This is a genomic window from Euzebya rosea (assembly GCF_003073135.1).
Classification (GTDB): Bacteria; Actinomycetota; Nitriliruptoria; order Euzebyales; family Euzebyaceae; genus Euzebya; species Euzebya rosea.
The window spans coordinates 39,293-56,158 of sequence record NZ_PGDQ01000003.1; the positions used below are offsets into that span (position 1 = coordinate 39,293).

11 protein-coding genes are annotated in these 16,866 nt (G+C 71.1%); 7 read left to right on the plus strand and 4 right to left on the minus strand.

What is annotated here, in order from left to right:
- Window positions 1–54 precede the first annotated feature (54 nt).
- Complete coding sequence (locus CUC05_RS03205; protein ID WP_108664643.1) at window positions 55–1,233, plus strand: M50 family metallopeptidase; 1,179 nt, start codon at window positions 55–57, stop codon at window positions 1,231–1,233.
- A gap of 592 nt (window positions 1,234–1,825) precedes the next feature.
- Here the strand turns inward: CUC05_RS03205 and CUC05_RS03210 are convergent.
- Together CUC05_RS03210 and CUC05_RS03215 are read right to left on the minus strand one after the other, a co-directional pair.
- Window positions 1,826–2,794 (minus strand): endonuclease/exonuclease/phosphatase family protein, encoded by a 969-nt coding sequence (locus CUC05_RS03210; protein WP_108664644.1) that lies wholly within the window; start codon window positions 2,792–2,794, stop codon window positions 1,826–1,828.
- A 45-nt stretch (window positions 2,795–2,839) separates the two neighbouring features.
- Window positions 2,840–3,490 carry a hypothetical protein gene (locus CUC05_RS03215; protein ID WP_108664645.1) on the minus strand — a complete coding sequence of 217 codons (651 nt, stop codon included), beginning with the start codon at window positions 3,488–3,490 and terminating at the stop codon, window positions 2,840–2,842.
- A gap of 128 nt (window positions 3,491–3,618) precedes the next feature.
- Between CUC05_RS03215 and ispG the strand changes: the two genes are divergently transcribed.
- The 3 genes from ispG to CUC05_RS03230 are packed head-to-tail and all read left to right on the plus strand — an operon-like array spanning window position 3,619 to window position 6,730.
- Complete coding sequence (gene ispG, locus CUC05_RS03220) at window positions 3,619–4,788, plus strand: flavodoxin-dependent (E)-4-hydroxy-3-methylbut-2-enyl-diphosphate synthase (protein ID WP_108664974.1); 1,170 nt, start codon at window positions 3,619–3,621, stop codon at window positions 4,786–4,788.
- Window positions 4,789–4,800: 12 nt separating this feature from the next.
- Window positions 4,801–5,649: an inositol monophosphatase family protein gene (locus CUC05_RS03225; protein WP_108664646.1), complete on the plus strand. Its 849-nt coding sequence runs from the start codon at window positions 4,801–4,803 to the stop codon at window positions 5,647–5,649.
- Window positions 5,650–5,659: 10 nt separating this feature from the next.
- Complete coding sequence (locus tag CUC05_RS03230; protein ID WP_157965157.1) at window positions 5,660–6,730, plus strand: potassium channel family protein; 1,071 nt, start codon at window positions 5,660–5,662, stop codon at window positions 6,728–6,730.
- Between the two features lie 102 nt (window positions 6,731–6,832).
- Here CUC05_RS03230 and CUC05_RS03235 read toward each other — a convergent pair whose 3' ends face one another.
- Entirely contained in the window at window positions 6,833–10,405 is a 3,573-nt protein-coding gene (locus CUC05_RS03235) for a M14 family zinc carboxypeptidase (protein ID WP_108664648.1), read from the minus strand.
- A gap of 173 nt (window positions 10,406–10,578) precedes the next feature.
- Entirely contained in the window at window positions 10,579–11,637 is a 1,059-nt protein-coding gene (locus CUC05_RS03240; RefSeq protein WP_170127902.1) for a PucR family transcriptional regulator, read from the minus strand.
- Between the two features lie 361 nt (window positions 11,638–11,998).
- Here CUC05_RS03240 and CUC05_RS25085 point away from each other — a divergent pair, with 361 nt between their 5' ends.
- The 3 genes from CUC05_RS25085 (at window position 11,999) to infB (ending at window position 16,833) form a co-directional block, all read left to right on the plus strand.
- The gene (locus CUC05_RS25085; protein ID WP_170127903.1) at window positions 11,999–12,457 is read left to right on the plus strand and encodes a ribosome maturation factor RimP; all 459 of its coding nucleotides are present in this window, start codon (window positions 11,999–12,001) and stop codon (window positions 12,455–12,457) included.
- A gap of 43 nt (window positions 12,458–12,500) precedes the next feature.
- Complete coding sequence (nusA, locus tag CUC05_RS03250) at window positions 12,501–13,685, plus strand: transcription termination factor NusA (RefSeq protein ID WP_170127904.1); 1,185 nt, start codon at window positions 12,501–12,503, stop codon at window positions 13,683–13,685.
- A gap of 205 nt (window positions 13,686–13,890) precedes the next feature.
- Window positions 13,891–16,833 (plus strand): translation initiation factor IF-2, encoded by a 2,943-nt coding sequence (infB, locus tag CUC05_RS03255; RefSeq protein WP_205712105.1) that lies wholly within the window; start codon window positions 13,891–13,893, stop codon window positions 16,831–16,833.
- Window positions 16,834–16,866 lie beyond the last annotated feature (33 nt).

A 16,866-nucleotide genomic window follows, 5' to 3' on the forward strand; every position in this document is an offset into this window, starting at 1 on the left:
CCCGGTCGACCGACCGGACCGGCCCGCCACACGACCAGGAGATGACCCAACCGCATGTTCGTCGCGATCTTCGTCTTCACCATCGTGTTCTCCATCGCCCTGCACGAGTTGGGGCACTTCGTCACGGCGAAGGCGTTCGGCATGAAGGCCGAGCGGTACTTCATCGGCTTCGGGCCGACGGTCTGGTCCCGCCACGTCGGTGAGACCGAGTACGGCCTGAAGGCGATCCCCGCCGGCGGGTTCGTCAAGATCGCCGGGATGACCCCGTGGGAGGAGGTCGACCCCGCCGACGACGGCCGGCTGTTCTACCAGCAAAAGCCGTGGAAGCGCGTCATCGTGCTGTCCGCCGGGTCGGCCACGCACCTCCTCCTGGCGTTCCTCCTCCTCATCGGCGGCCTGGCCTTCGTCGGCCTGCCGATGTCCACCAACGAGGTGGCCATGGTCGTGGAGGACAGCCCCGGCGCCGCCGCCGGCCTTCAGGCGGGCGACGTCATCGTGGCCGTCGACGGGCAGGAGGTCGACGGGTTCGCCCCGATCCGCGAGATCGTGGAGGGTGCGGCCGGCGAGACGCTGGCGCTGACGGTGGTACGTGACGGCGAGACCATCACCACCGAGGCCGTGCTCGACGCCGACCACCCCGACCCCGAGCGGGCTGGCGCCGGGTTCCTCGGCGTTGCCCCGGAGGGTGCCGTGCAGCCCCTCGGCCTGGTCGACGGCACCCGGACGGCTTTCAGCCCCTCGGCGAGCGTGGAGATCACCGGGCGCGACTACTCGATGTGGTTCATGACCCGCGCGACCGTCGACGGGCTGACCCGCATCTTCAGCCTCGACGGGCTGACCTCGTTCTTCGGCTCCGTCGCCGGTGACGAACCCCGCCCCGCGGAGAGCGCCACGAGCCTGGTCGGGGCCGGGCAGATCGTCAACGAGCTCGGCAACCAGGGCGATGTCTTCGCCGTGCTGGTCGTGCTGGCCCAGCTGAACCTCGTGCTCGGGCTGCTGAACATGCTGCCGCTGCCCCCGCTGGACGGCGGTCACGTTGCCGTGCTGGCCGTCGAGGAGGGCGTCGAGGGCGTCCGCAAGCTGCGCAAGGACGGCCGCTCGCGTCCCAAGTTCCGCCTGAACCCGTCGGTGGTCACGCCGATCGCCCTCGCGGTCATCGCCTTCTTCGTGGTCCTCACGACCACCGCCCTCTACCTCGACATCACCCAGCCGGCGTCCCAGCTGGTCCAGTAGCCGCCGCGCGCTGCCGGGTTGGTCCGGGTTGGTCCGCTGGCGCGGGTTGGTCCGCTGGCTGGGCGTGCGCGATCGGCAGCTCGGGCGGGTGGGGATCGCACACGGGGTCGGCTGCCGTGTGGCATGCACGCCCCCAGTGGGAGGGGATCACACACGCGGGTGGAGGGTGTGGGCGTTGGACGTCCGAGGCAGGTGGGGATCGCACACGCCGGGGCGCCGGGGGTCGGGGCCGGGGCGTCGGGGGTCGGGGCCGGTCAGCGGGTGGACCGCGTGCGCGCTGGCCCGTTGACTGGGCGTGCGCGATCGGCAGCTTGGGCGGGTGGGGATCGCACACGGGGTCGGCTGCCGTGTGGCATGCACGCCCCCAGTGGGAGGGGATGACACACGCGGGTGGAGGGTGTGGGCGTTGGACGTCCGAGGCGGGTGGGGATCGCACACGCCGGGAGTCGGGGCCGGTCAGCACGTGGAGGGTGTGCGAGTTGGACGTCCGAGGTGGGTGGGGATCGCACACGCCGGGGGTCGGGGCCGGGGCGTCGGGGGTCGGGGCCGGGGCGCCGGGGCCGAGGCGCAGGCGGGCCGGCTGGAGGGTGGGTCAGGCGGTGGTGGTGCGGGGGCAGGGGCCGACGGCAGCCCCGATGGCGTCGTGGTCGCTGCCGGGGAGGGGGACGTGGCCGCGGCTCCGGCCGCACCAGCCGCCGCCGACCATGATGTGGTCGATGCGCAGCCGCAGCGGCAGGAACAGCGGCTTGGTCGACGTGGGCAACGCCCACGAGGACCGGATCACGTCGTCGACCACCGTCGTCAGCTGGCGGTAGCCGTACCCGCGGTCGGTCAGGTTCAGGTCGCCCGCGACGACGACCGGACCCTCGACGTCCGCCAGGCCGGCGGCCAGCGACTCGGCCAGTCGTTGCTGGGTCAGCAGGTCGGCTTCGTATCGGGTCGCGTGCGGTGGGTCACCGACCAGGCCTCGGCTGGTGGCCCACGGCCGCGGGAGGTGCATGGCCACCAGCACGAAGGGGGCGGGTGCGTCGACCCGGACCACGACCGACCGGGCCTCCTGCAGCCCGTCGAGGTCGGGCAGGCGCTGCAGCGGGTACCGCGACCACACGGTCACCCCGCCCAGACGCCGGGGGAGGGCCGTCGTGCGGTGCGGGTACACCGCCTGCAACCCCTCGATCGCGAGGATCGGCGTCTCGACCGTCACCACGACGTCGGCGCCGGTGGCCAGCAGCTCGTCGGTTGCGGCATCGCCGTCGTTGGCCGACCGGATGTTGGCCGACACGATCTCCACCGTCGGACCGCGGGGCGCGTCGAGGTCCATGGGGGTCCACGGCAGCACCGTCCCGGCGACGCAGGCCAGCGCGAGGGTCGCGGCGGCCACCACGGTCGGCACGGCCCGACCGTCCACCGCCGGCGGGCGTCGTCGGTGCACCCACACCGCAGCGACCGCCGCGGCAAGCCCGATCACCGGCAGCAGGACGCCCACCAGCTCGCCCACGACGGGGACGCGGGGCAGCAGCAGGATGCTCCACGGCAGGAGGAGGGCGAGGGCGGTGCGCACGTCCCCACCGCATCACACCCTGCGGGGTCGCGGCCAATCGGCGGGTCAGGCCGCCTCGCCGGCCAGCCAGGGGCCGCCGAAGTGGGCGGTCATCGCGCGGTCCAGCCGAACAAGCCCCGGGCCGGACCAGGCCAGCTGGTGACCGAGGCGGTCGCAGCGGATGACCTGCTCGGCGACCTCCTGCTCGCTGACGGGCTCCTGGTTGCGGGGGTCCACCATGACCGCCATCGCGTCGACGACCCATCCGACCCCGTCGTCGGACGCCACGGGATCACCGAGCGACACGTCCTCGCCGACCCGGGCGCCGCGTACCGGCCACACCGTCGTGCGGCAGTCGGCCGGCCCGTTCGCCGCGTCGACGCTGTGGACGACCAGCACTCGCTGCCGTAGGTCCCCGACGTCGGGCAGCACGGGCGGGATCGGGTCGTCCTGCGACCACGCCCGCCCGCCCAGCGAGATGGCCAGCCGGCGGGCCTGCAGCGCCATCGCCAGGGCACCCACCTCGATGATGGCGTCGTGGTGCCGGCCCTTGTCGAAGGGGCGGACGGTCGCGAGGAACAGCGGGCCGTCGGCGTCGAAGGCCACCATGGTCGGGCGGATGTCGAGGCCGGCGCGGAGGTCGTCGACGGCGAGGTCCACGAGCAGCTGCTGCTGGTCCTCCCAGGCGGGAGCGGTGGTGTGGCGTGATTGGTCCATGGCCCGACACTGACCGATCCGCGAGCCCGACGGCCGACGAGATGCCTCCACCTGTGGACAACCGGCCGACGACCGTGGCGCAGTGGACGAGTGGCACGGGCGCGGATCTGGGTAGGTTGGTGGCCACCATGGTCACGTCGCTTCCGGTCCTGTCCACCGCTCCTGCCCAGCCCGAGCACCTCACCCCTCCCGTCCGTCGAACGACCCGCCAGATCGACGTCGGCGGCGTCAAGGTCGGCGGCGACGCACCCATCAGCGTGCAGTCGATGACGACCACACCGACCCACGACGTCAACGCGACCCTGCAGCAGATCGCCGCGCTCAACGCCGCTGGCGTGGACATCGTGCGCGTGGCCGTCCCCCGACAGGAGGACGCCGACGCGCTGGCCGCGATCGCCAAGCAGTCCACCGTCCCCGTCGTCTCCGACATCCACTTCCAGTGGAAGTACGCGATGGCGGCCATCGAGGCAGGCGTGGCCAAGGTCCGGATCAACCCGGGCAACATCCACAAGGCCGGCGACACCTCCAAGGTGAAGGTCATCGGCGACGCCGCCAAGGACGCTGGCATCCCGATCCGCATCGGCGTCAACGGCGGGTCGCTCGAGGCACGCCTGCTGGAGAAGCACGGTGGCGTGACGCCGGCCGCGCTGGTCGAGAGTGCCCTCGACGAGGTGAAGATCCTCGAGGACGTCGACTTCACCGACATCGCGATCTCGGTCAAGCACTCCGACCCGTGGACGATGATCCAGACCTACCGGCTGCTCAGCGAGCAGACCGACTACCCCCTCCACCTCGGCGTCACCGAGTCGGGGCCGTTGAAGACCGGTCGGGTCAAGTCCGCCGTCGGCCTCGGTGCCCTCCTCAGCGAGGGCATCGGCGACACCATCCGCGTGTCGTTGTCCGCCGACCCCGTCGAGGAGGTCAAGGCCGGCATCGAGATCCTCGAGGCCCTGCACCTGCGCGAGCGTGGCCTCGATGTCGTCTCGTGCCCGTCCTGCGGTCGGGCCGAGGTGGACGTCTACACCCTCGCCGAGAACGTCCAGAAGGGCCTGGAGGGCATCGACGTGCCGCTCCGCGTCGCCGTCATGGGCTGCGTCGTCAACGGTCCGGGTGAGGCTCGCGAGGCCGACCTGGGCGTGGCCGCCGGCAAGGGCAAGGGCCAGATCCTGAAGAAGGGCGAGGTCCTGTGGACCGTCGCCGAGGACGAGATCGTCGAGACGCTGGTCTACATGGCCAACGAGATGGCCGAGGAGATCCGCGCCGAACGCGGTGACGGTTCCCCCGCCGTCGTCAGCTAGCCTGCGGGGCCAGTGAGCAGCATCGCCCGCACCGCCGCCCCCGCCCATCACGACGACGCTGCCCTGCGGCATGCCCGGCAGGTGGCCACGGCCATCGCCGTGGAAGCCGGTGACCTGGCGATGAGCTGGTACCACCGCGGCGTGGCCACTGAGGAGAAGGGCCACGCCGACCTGGTGAGCGAGGCCGACCGCCAGGTCGAGGCGTTGGTCAAGCGACGCCTGATCGAGGCGTTCCCCGACGACGCCGTGGTGGGGGAGGAGGGGACGGGGCCCGACTCGGTCGCCCTCGACGATGCCCGGCGGTGGTACGTCGACCCCATCGACGGGACGACCAACTTCCTCAAGGGCCTGCCCGACTGGGGCGTGTCCATCGGCCTTGCCGGCCCCGCCGACGAGCTGCTGGTCGGCGTGATCGTCCTGCCACGCCACGACACCGTGTTCAGCGCAGCACGGGGGATGGGCGCGACGCGCAACGGCGTGCCGATCCATGCCTCGACCGTCGACCGGGTCGACCGGACGCTGATGTGCTACGCGCTGACCCCCCGTGCGCCCGAGGCCTGGGGCGGTCAGGAGCGGATGCGGGCGGGCTACGTCGCCCTCGTCCAGCGAGCGCTCGGCACGCGCATGCAGGGGTGCTCGGTCGCCGACCTGACCAGCGTCGCCAGCGGCCGCATCGACGCGACGTGGGCCGGCGGCATGGGCAAGTGGGACGTGGCAGCAGGGCTGACGATCGTGCTGGAGGCAGGGGCTCGGGTCACCGACGTCGACGGCAACGCCGTGACGACCGTCACGACGGACTTCCTGGCGTCCCCGCCCGCCGTGCACGACGAGCTGCGCCGCCTGATCACCATCGGGCCGTAGCATCCCCCGGGTGAGTTCACCCCCGACGGAGATCAACGTCGGTCGCCTGCCGGTGACCCGACGCCTGTTCTTCGCGCTCGGGCTGTTCGTCACGGTGTCCGTCGCGGGCGTCGTGGCGTTGATGGCCACCCAGGGCGCGACCGTGGGTGACGCGATCTACTTCGTGGTCATCACGGTGTTTGCCGTCGGCTTCACCGAGATCGTCGACCTCGACGCCACCGGCCGCGCCATCATCAGCGCGATCATCGTGCTCGGCGTGGGCAGCTTCACGTTCCTGACCGTCAACGTCATCGAGTTCCTGGTCGAGGGACACCTCCTCGACCTCGTGGGGAGACGCAGAATGAACCGGCAGCTCGAGGCCCTCGACCAGCACATGATCGTCTGCGGGTTCGGGCGTGTCGGACGGCAGGTGTCCGACGACCTCCTCCGCGACCAGACCCAGCAGGTGGTCATCGACGTGGACCCCGACCGCCTGCACTACGCCGCCGAGCGGGGGCTGCCCCACCTGCTCGGCAACGCCTCGGAGGAGTCGGTCCTCGATGACGCCGGAATCCGCAGGGCCTACGGCGTGGCTGCCGTCACCGAGGACGATGCCGAGAACGTCCTCATCGCGCTCACCGCGAAGCTGATGCGTCCCGACCTCTTCGTCGTGGTCAGGCTCAAGGACGCGCGCAACAGCTCCAAGGCCCATGCGGCTGGTGCGGACCGGGTGATCTCCCCGAGCGAGATCGGTGGCCATCGCATCGCGGCACTGCTGACCAAGCCGTCGGTCGTGGACTTCCTCGACGTGGTCACCCACGCCTCCGACGTCGACATCGTCCTGGAGGAGATCGAGCTCCGAAGTGACGCCCCCGTCGTCGGCCTGACCCTTGCCACCGCTCGCCTGCGCGACACCTACGGCATCAACGTCGTCGCGATCCGCCGGGCCGGTGTGGCCGGCCTCAGCACCCGCCCCGACCCGGCCGTGCCCCTCGGAACGGGCGACGTGCTGGTCCTGATCGGCGCGCGGGAGGACCTCGACCGCCTCAACGCCGACAACGGCCGCCCGACCCACGAGCGACGGCGCCCGGCCACCGGCTGATCCCGCCGGGCCCGAACCGGAGCCGAAGCAGCCACCGGCAGCCGAGAACCAGCGACGGCCGCCGGCAGGTGCCGGCGGCCGTCGTGGTTGCGTCGTGGAGGGCTAGGACTCCAAGACGGCTTCGGCGGCGTCACACGCCGCCTGCGCGGCGAGGCAGACCACGACGGTGCCCGACTCGGCCGGCGCGAACGCCGACTCGAGGAAGGACATGGTCTCCGTCGGCAGGTCGTCGCCGTTGGCCAGCAGGATCGGGGCGTCGGTGGACGCCGACAGCGCGGCAGCGGTGAAGCCCGCCACCCACGACTGCGCGTCCTGTCCCTCGACCACGATCACGCGCTCGGCCGGGTTGCTCGCGTCGAAGCCACGTGCCTCGGCGATCGCAACCGCGGTCGCGAACCGGTTGGGGCCCTGCACGCGATCCGTCGACAGACCCAGCGCCTCGACGGCGTCCAGGACCACATCGGCGATCGCTGCGGCGCCACCGATGGCGGTGACGTCGTCGGCCGACGTGGACTGGAGGTGGGTCGCCGCCGAGCCGTTCAGCTCGTCGGACTGGGTCAGCAGCAGGCCGGTGCCGGCCTGTGCCGCCCACCCACCGGCAGCCAGCGAGTCGGCGAACGCCTGGGTGGCGTCCGACGACCCGTCGGCGGGATAGGCCCGGGCCAGCAGGAGCCCGGCGTCGTCGGCAGCCGCCTCGGCGATCGCAACCGCCGTCTCGGTCCGGGTCGCACCAGCGATGCGGGTGACGGAGAAGCCCTCCGCCTCGAGCTCGTCGGTGACGGCCTCGCTGATGGCCGCGGTGCCACCGAGGACGATGACGTCGTCGACACCGAGCCGCTGCAGCTCCGCGAGGACTTCCGGCTCCAGCTCGTCGGCCTCGTTCAGCAGCAGCGAACGGCCGTCGGTCTGCAGGGTCCCCGACGCAAGGGCGTCGGCGAAGACGGTGTCGGAGGCGACGAGTGCGCTGTCACCGGCCTGGGCGAACGCCCGCGTGCCGGGGTTGGTCAGCTTCGACAGCTCGATGGACAGGTCGGTCGGGTCGGCGTCGTCGACGCCGCCGGGGGTGATGGACAGGACCCGGTCGGGACCCTCCGTCGGCTCCTCGGTGGGCGTCTCGGTCGGGGTGACCGGACCGGGGTTGGGGCCCGGACCCGGGTTCGGGGTCGGGGTCGGCGTGGGGGTGGGGGTCGGCGTCGGGGTCGGCGTCGGTGCCGGCTCGAAGCGGACGGTCACCTGCTGGGGGTCCGACACGTTGCCGGACGCATCCACGGCGATCCAGCGCAGGACCGTCTGCTCGCTGATGGTCAGCGGCATGGGGATGTCACGGATGTAGCGCCGCTCGATGACCGGCGAGTCCAGGGTGGGCTCGCTGCCGTCGGTCGTGTAGTGGATGGTGGCCGGTTCGTCGGAATCGAAGGTGACGTCGACCGGTTCCTCGAACCACTGGTCGTCGGCGATGTTGGTGGAGGTGACCGGCGCCTGGGTGTCCTCGCCGAAGGCCTTGACGACCTCCAGCAGGCCGTACATGCCGCTGGCGAACTCCATCGCCTGGTAGAAGCCCTCCTCCTCGAAGTCGGGCTGGAACCCGGTGCTGTCCCAGGAGTCGTCGACGGCGTCGTAGATGCGCGCACCGACCTCGAAGTTGAACGCGAAGATGTCGGGGTCGCGACCGACCTCGGTCTCCTCGTCGACGTACTCGTAGTAGTGGTCGTCGGCGGAGTTGCCGGCGGCGGAGTACAGGACGTCGATGACGGGGCCGGCACGACCCGGCTCGATCACCGTGCCGCGGAAGGACTTGATGTCCTGCAGGATCGACTCGGCGGTCACCTCGAAGTACTCCTCGATACCGGCCGTCGGACGCGGCAGGGTGACGCGTCCCTCCTGGATGTAGGACGCCGGGGCCCACATGAAGTACCCACCGTGGGAGTGGGTGTTCATCGCGAACTCGATGTTGGGGTAGGTCGCGGCCAGCCACATCTCGTTGCGGGCCTCGGGTTCGCTGCCCTCGGCAGGACCGGCGTAGGTGCCGCTCGTGCACGACGTCGTGCTAGCGCCGTCGTAGCCGTCGTGGGCGCTGCCCACCCGGTAGTTGCGGTTCAGGTCCACACCCATGGAGTTCCACCGACCCGTGTCGGAGTTGTCCGGGGTGCAGTAGTTGGTCATGCTCTTGCGCTGGAAGTTGTAGTCGTACATCGAGAAGTTCGTGCCGTCGGGGTTGACGGTCGGCACGATGAAGATGTCGAGGGTGTCGACCAGCGTGGTGGTGGCCGGGTCGGTGCCGTAGTTGGCGGTCAGGCGGTGGGCGGTCTCCAGGCACACCAGCGGGGTGACCCACTCACGCGCGTGCTCCTGGCAGTAGATCATCACGCCGGGCCGGGTTCCGTCGCGCTGGGCACCGATGCGGAGGGCCCGTACCTGGGCAGGTTCACGGGAGATGTGCTCGGGTGCGGAGAGGCGGTCGCTGAGGGGGTAGGTCCCGGCGAGGACGGGGCTGGTGCCGGCACTTCCCCGGTAGGTGTGCGCCGAGCCCATCGCCGCGACGGCCGGGTTGCCGTTGAGGGCGTCGACGACCTCCGCCGCGGTGGCGATGGCGTTGCTGTCGCCGTCGGTGGCCAGCGTGACGGTGATGGTCGTTCCGTCGACCGCCACGGCGGTGGTGGCGTCCGGCGTGCCCGGGTTCTCCAGGACCAGCGTCCAGTCGTTGCCCCCTTCGCTGCCGTAGGCGTCGCTCAGCAGGTACATGACCTGGTTCGAGCTGGTGCCCGCGGACTGGGCGATCGCCTGGCGGCGGTAGCCGTTGGTGAGGTACGGCAGGTCGATCATCTCGGTGATGCCCGGGTTGTACGCGGCGATCTCGATGATCTCCTGGGTGATCTGGACCGCGTCCATGTACCCCTCGTTGGTGAAGCCCCACTCGAACTCGGCGGGGAACGGGGTCACCGAGCCGGACGTCCACTGGCGGGTCGGCACGGTCGTGGACTCACCGTCGTCGTTGCTGACGGTCACCTGGGCCGGCGGCGACACGACGCGCTCGGGCGAGCTGAAGCGGTGGTACATGTACTGCCCGGCGTCGGTGAAGCGCGACATCGGGAACTCCTGGCCGTTCGCGGTCACGGTGAGGACGTCGCCCGATCCCTCCTCGGAGTGCGCTTCCACGGAGATGAAGATCCCGACGCTGTTGGCGAACCAGTCGGCCCGCAGGACGTCGATGTAGCGATCCTCCACGACCGGGGCGGGTGAGGGGGTGCTCTCGGCGAAGGCCGCCATCTCGGCTTCCGCGACGACGCGTTCCTGCATCTCCTCCGGCTCGACGAGGACGTTGCCGTACAGGTCGTCCTGCAGGTCCTCCAGGGTGGGGGCGGGCGCGCTGTCCACGATCCGTGCGAACCCGGGCAGCGCCTCGGCCTGGCCGTCGCTGGCGAGGACGCTCAGCTCCCAGCCCCCGTCGTCGGCGGCGTTCACCTCGGCGACGTCGTAGCCGGCCGTCTCCAGCATCTGGATGTGGGTGGAGTCGGGCACGTGGACCAGCAGGAACTGCGTCACGGACTCATCGGTGACCCGCTGGTCGGCGTCGGCATCACCGGACAGGGGCAGGGTCGCCAGCAGCAACGCGGCGACCGGGATCAGTACCGCGATACGCGACACCAACCGTGTGCGGACAGGGGACAACGGCATGTCTTGACTCCTTCAGCGACGGGACGGTCGCGGTGCGCGACCGCGGCGTGTCCAGCCCCTCGGGCGAGGCCGGGTGAACGCGAGGTGGACGCTAGAAGGGCCCCCGGTGGACCGGTATCAGCACGAGGTCGCGTCCTGTGTGTCCGCCGCGCGACAGTGTGTTCGAACGGTGTTCAGGCCTGCGGCGGCCGGGTCATCGCCTGGAGCACCCGGGCGGCCTTGACCCCGAGGTGCAGGTGCAGCCGCGCTTGGCCGTCGTCCAGGCGCATGCCGGTGATCTCCTCGATCCGACGGATGCGCTGGTACAGCGACGCCCGGTGCAGGTACAGGGTCGACGCGGTTGCCTTGACCTGCCCGCTGTTGTCGAGGAACGCCTCGAGGGTGTCCAGCAGCACCCCGTCCTCGATGCGCTGCAGCGCCCGGATCGCCTTGGGCACCATCGCCGACAGCTGATCGGGACCGAGGCCCGACAGCATGCCGAACACACCGAGGTCTCCCCACGAGGCGAGGGGGGCGAAGGCCGGCATGGTCCCGGCGATGCGCGCGGCCCCCATCGCCTGTCGGTAGGAGTACACCGCGCAGCTGAGGTTACGACGTTCGGCCCCGACGCCGACCGACGGCGGGTCCCCGATGGCGCCGGCCTCGGCCCATCGGGCGGTTGCCTCCTCCAGCAGCTGGCGTGCCACACCGCCGTCGGGCTCCTCGGTGCCGGGAGCGAGCGAGGGCACGAGCAGCACGCCGTGGGTCCGACGGGGAAGGTGGAGGATCCCGGCGCGGTCGGCCCGACGGACGCTGCGGCGCAGGACCTGGTGGATGAGGTCCGCCGTCAGGCCGTTGACGTGGCTGTCGTCCGCCCCGGCCATCACGACGACCGCGGTCACGGGTACGCCGACCGGGTAGGCGTTGTCGTCGATCAGGTCGGCGGCGGACTGGTGGCGGGATTCACGGTCGCCGAGCAGCAGGGTCCGGACGTCTCGTTCGTGCAGGCGCTGGATGCGCTCCACGGTGCGACGGACCCGTTCCTGGCGAGAAGCCGGGGCGGGCTGGTCCAGGACGATCTCGTCGGGGACGGTGACCTCGTCGAGGACAGTGACCTCGGCGGGGACGGTGACCTCGTCGGGGACGGTGGCGGCCGACGTGCGCACGGACGTCGACGAACCATCGCCGTCCATGGCTGTCGAGCCGAGGGAGGACGGGCGGTCCTCGGCCTGTCGGTCGAATGGGGGACTCATCGGTCGGCGGGATCCGTGGGTTCCGGGGGACGGCGGCCGCATCCTACCCCTTCTCGAACCGTCGGTCTCACGGGGTGCAGTCGCGCGGTCACGCACCGAGGTTCCTCTCCTCGACACCGTGTTCCACCCAGGCGACCCCCTCGGTCGCACTGCGGGTCACGACGCGGACAGAACCGGCGCGCTTGCCACGGCAAGGAGAAAGGGTGCTGCTACGCTGTTGAGTTGCCTGCCGCACCGGCGGCTGGCCGGCACGCCGATGACGTGTGTTGGACAACTGACCGGGTGGCACGAAGTGGGCGCTTGCGCCCGCTTCTTTTGTTCTCCACTGCAGACTCGACCGAACCACCCGAAGGAGCACCCGATGGCCGCGACGCTGACCGACACCATCGACGAGCTCGCCCGGCCGCTCGCCGACGAGGCAGCGCTGGACCTGGTCGACATCGAGGTGAAGGGCGGCGGCAGCCGCACCCGGATCCGCGTGATCGTGGACCGCAAGGGCGGTGTTGACGTCGGCACGTGCCAGAAGCTGTCGAAGCAGCTCGCCCGGCTGCTGGACGAACACGACCCCGTCAAGGACCGCTACACCCTCGAGGTCACCTCACCCGGCACCGACTGGCCGCTGCGCACGCAGCGCGACTTCGACCGCGTCGAGGGCCGCCTGGTCAAGGTCGTCCACGGCGACGACGAGGACTCCGCCGAGGTCATCGGCGAGATCGCCTCGACCACGGCCGAGGCCGTCGTCGTCCGCGACGAGGCCGGCGACACCCACGAGATCAGCTACGACCGCATCATGAAGGCCACACAGCAGCTCCCTTGGTGAGCCTGGTGGTGAGGGACGAAGAGACATCGGAAGGACAGCCGCGATGAAGGTAGAGATCCCAGCGCTCGAGGCGATCGCGCGTGAGAAGAGCCTGTCGTTCGAGACGGTGCTCGAGGCGATGGAGGGTGCACTGGCCAACGCCTACAAGCGGTCCAACGCCGAGGCGGAGGAGGCCCGCGTGGTCATCGACCGCTCCAGTGGCGAGGTCACGGTGTTCGCCCAGCGCCTCGACGAGGAGGGCAACGTCGTCGACGAGTGGGTCGACACCCCCGCCGACGCCGGTGGCCGCATGATCGCCCAGACCGTCAAGCAGGTGCTGACCCAGCGCCTGCGCGAGGCCGAGCGCGAGCTGACCTACGGCGAGTACTCCGGTAAGCAGGGCGACCTGGTGTCGGGGACGATCCAGATCCACGACAACCGCGTCGTCGTCCTGGACCTGGGCAACGCCGAGGCCGTGCTGCCCCACGCCGAGCAGGTGTCCACCGAACGCTACGAGCACGGTGCCCGCATGCGCTGCATCGTCACCGAGGTTCGCAAGTCCCTGAAGGGCCCGCAGATCATCGTCAGCCGGTCCCACCCGGACCTGGTCGCGTCCTTGTTCGCCCTGGAGGTCCCCGAGATCGAGGCGGGCGTCATCGAGATCAAGGCGGTCGCCCGCGAGGCCGGCTACCGGACCAAGATCTCCGTGGCCACCAACGACCCGGCCGTCGACCCCGTCGGCGCCTGCGTCGGGCCCCGTGGCAGCCGGGTCCGGTCGATCGTCGAGGCGCTGAACCAGGAGAAGATCGACATCGTCACCTGGTCCGACGAGCCGGCCCAGCTGGTCGCCAACGCCCTGTCGCCGGCCAAGGTCAGCGAGGTGTACCTCTACCCGGAGGAGCAGACCGCGCTGGTCGTCGTGCCCGACTACCAGCTGTCGCTGGCCATCGGCCGCGAGGGGCAGAACGCCCGCCTGGCCGCCCGCCTGACCCGCTGGCGCATCGACATCAAGTCCGAGACCCAGTTCGCCGAGGAGCAGGCCGCCTTCCAGGCCGCCCTCGACCGCGGCGAGATCGACGAGTACGGCAACCCCATCGCCCCGGCCGAACCCGGCGCCGAGCCGGCGGTGGCCCCCAGCGACGACGTCGTCGAGACCTCGACCGACACCCCCGTCGACACCCCCACCGACGTCCCCGCCCAGGCCGACCCGGCCGATGGTGGGGAAGCAGGGTCGGCAGGGGAGGAGTAGTCTGGTCACTCGGCCGCCGCCCCCAACGGGACGACGTCGGCGCCACGGAGGCCCACACGCGCTGCACATGACACCCGCAGCCAGGGACACCGTCGCCGAGAGGCCGACACCCCGAACAACTTCACGAACCCTCACCCCCACCTGCGGGCCCCGTCCGTACGGTGGGTTTGTGCGCCGCTGACAGCGGCGCGATCCATCCACAGGAGTGGTTGCACTGAGCAAGGTCCGCATCTACGAACTCGCCAAGGAGACAGGTCTGTCCAACAAGGAGGTCCTGGATCGTGTCAGCGAGCTCGGAATCGAGGCGAAGTCGCATTCGTCCTCCGTATCGGAGGGTGATGCGCTGCGCTTCCGCGAGAGCCTGGGCAAGGCCGCGGCAGAGCGTGAAGCCGCAGAGAAGGAACGGCAGCGCCGTGAGGCCGAGGAGTACGAACGGGCCATGACGGAGGCGAAGCCGAAGGAGCGGACCGCAAGCCGCATCCTTCCCCCTCACCTGCGCAAGGCTGCGCAGGCCGAGGAAGCCGGCGAGTCGGCGGCACCGCCCGCGGCTCGCATGCGTCCTCCCGCCCAGCCGTTCCGGCCGGCCGACTCCGGCAGCACCAGCGTCGGCGGCCAGCCGACGCCGGCCGCGCCCTCGGCACCCGCTGGCGAGACCGCGCGCCCCGGGGGCCCGCCCCCGCGTCCGGCAGCCACACCGCCGCCGGCACGTCCCGGTGGTGCCCCGCCTGCGCGTCCGGCCAGCCCGCCGGCCCAGCAGCCCGCGGCCGCCCAGGCGACGCCCGGTGCCCCCGCTGGCGACCAGGCCCGCCCGGCTGGCAACACGCCGCTGGACCCCAGCCGTGCCGCGGCGATCGCCCGGCAGGGTGTCGTGTACCGGCCCGGCGAGAAGCCCAAGCAGCAGCAGCCGCCCCAGCAGCCCGCGCGACCGGCCCAGCCGGCCGCCCGTGGCCCGCAGGACGGCGGCCCGCGTGCCCCCCAGCAGCCCGGCCAGCCCCCCATGGGCACGCCCGGTGTTGCGACGTCGGGTCCGCCCCGTCCGGGCCAGCCGACGATCCCCGAGCGCATGCTCCGCGGCAAGGCCGTCGAGCCCGTGCGCAAGGTCGAGACCAAGCTGCCCCAGGAGGGATCGGGCAAGCGGTCCATCCCGCCGCCCCTCAAGGCCGCCCCCAAGGGTGGGCCGAGCCGTCCCGCGGGTGGCCCCGGCCGTCCCGGTGGCCCCGGCCGTCCCGGCGGTGGCCCCGCCGGTCCCGGTCGTCCCGCAGGTGCGCCTGCCGGTCCCGGTCGCGGCAAGAAGGGCAAGAAGCGCCGCGGTGACCTGTCGCCGCAGGAGCAGTTCGAGCAGAACAACCGTCCGCGCCGCGGTCGCCGTCAGAAGGAGGCCGTCAAGGCCGCCGTCGAGGGCCCCGTGGATGTCGTCCCCGGCGTGACCGTCAACGAGTTCGCCAAGGCGATCGGCGTCAACGCCGTCGACATCGTGGCCGTGCTGTTCCGCATGGGCGAGATGGTCACGGTGACCCAGTCCATGTCCAACGACCTCATCGAGCTGGTCGCAGCGGAGATGGACGCGGAGATCAACTTCGTCGACGCCGACGACCTGCTGTTCGCCGACTACGACGAGGTCGAGGACGACCCCGCCGACCTGATCGACCGCCCGCCGGTCGTCACCGTCATGGGTCACGTCGACCACGGAAAGACCCTGCTGCTGGACTCCATCCGCAACGCCGACGTCGTGTCGGGCGAAGCGGGCGGCATCACCCAGCACATCGGTGCCTACCAGGTCACCCGCGACGGTCGGAAGATCACCTTCATCGACACCCCGGGTCACGAGGCCTTCACGGCCATGCGTGCACGTGGTGCGTCCGTCACCGACGTCGCCATCCTCGTGGTGGCCGCCGACGACGGCGTGAAGCCGCAGACGGTCGAGGCGATCGACCACATCAAGGCGGCCGACGTGCCGCTGATGGTGGCGGTCAACAAGATCGACAAGGAGAACGCCGACCCCGTCAAGGTCCGCACCCAGCTGACCGAGTACGAGCTCATCGCCGAGGAGTTCGGCGGCGACACCACCATGGTCAACGTCTCGGCCAAGACCGGCGAGAACCTCGACGAGCTGCTGGACCTCATCCTCCTGCAGGCCGACGTCGAGGAGACCAAGGCCAACCCCAACCGCGATGCCCGCGGCACCGTCATCGAGGCGCACCTGGACCGCGGACGCGGTGCGGTGGCCACGGTGCTGGTCCAGAACGGCACGCTGCGGGTCGGCGACAACATGGTGGCCGGCGTGGCCTCCTGCAAGGTCCGCGCGATGTTCGACGACGTCGGCGAGCGCGTGACCGAGGCCGAGCCGTCCAAGCCCGTCATGGTCCTCGGCTGGTCCGACGTCCCCGACGCGGGCGACGAGTTCCGCGTGGTCGACGACGAGCGCACCGCCCGTGACATCGCTGGCGACCGCGCCGCCCGTGCCCGCAAGGAAGAGCTGGCCAACCGTCCCCGCCTGACCCTGGAGGGTCTCGGCGACGCGGTGAAGGAGGGTCAGCTGACCAACCTGAACCTGGTCGTCAAGGGTGACGTCTCCGGTACCGTCGAGGCGGTCGCCGCCGAGATGGACAAGCTCGACCTCGAGGGCGTTCGCACCCGCATCGTCCGCAAGGGCGTCGGTGCGGTCACCAACGACGACGTCGTGCTGGCCGACGCCTCCGACGCGATCATCATCGCCTTCAACGTTCGTCCCGAGGCCAACGCCCGGCAGACGATCGAGGAGACCGGCGTCGACCTGCGGCAGTACTCGATCATCTACAAGGCGATCGAGGACATCGAGGCGGCCGTCAAGGGCCTGCTGGCACCGACCTTCGAGGAGTTCACCGTCGGTCGCGCCGAGGTTCGCGAGGTCTTCAAGGTCCCGCGCGCCGGGTTCGTCTTCGGGTCCTACGTCACCGAGGGCACGATCAAGCGCAACGCCAACGTGCGCGTCATCCGTGACAGCGTGGTCGTCGCCGATGACACCATCGGTTCGCTCCGTCGCTTCAAGGACGACGTCGCCGAGGTCCGTGAGGGCTTCGAGTGCGGTATCGGCCTCGACAAGTTCCAGGACATCAAGGTCGGGGACGAGTTCGAGGTCTACGAGGAGCGAGAGGTCGCGCGCGACTAGCGCAGCGCCTCCAGCAGCTCGACGCCACCCGGC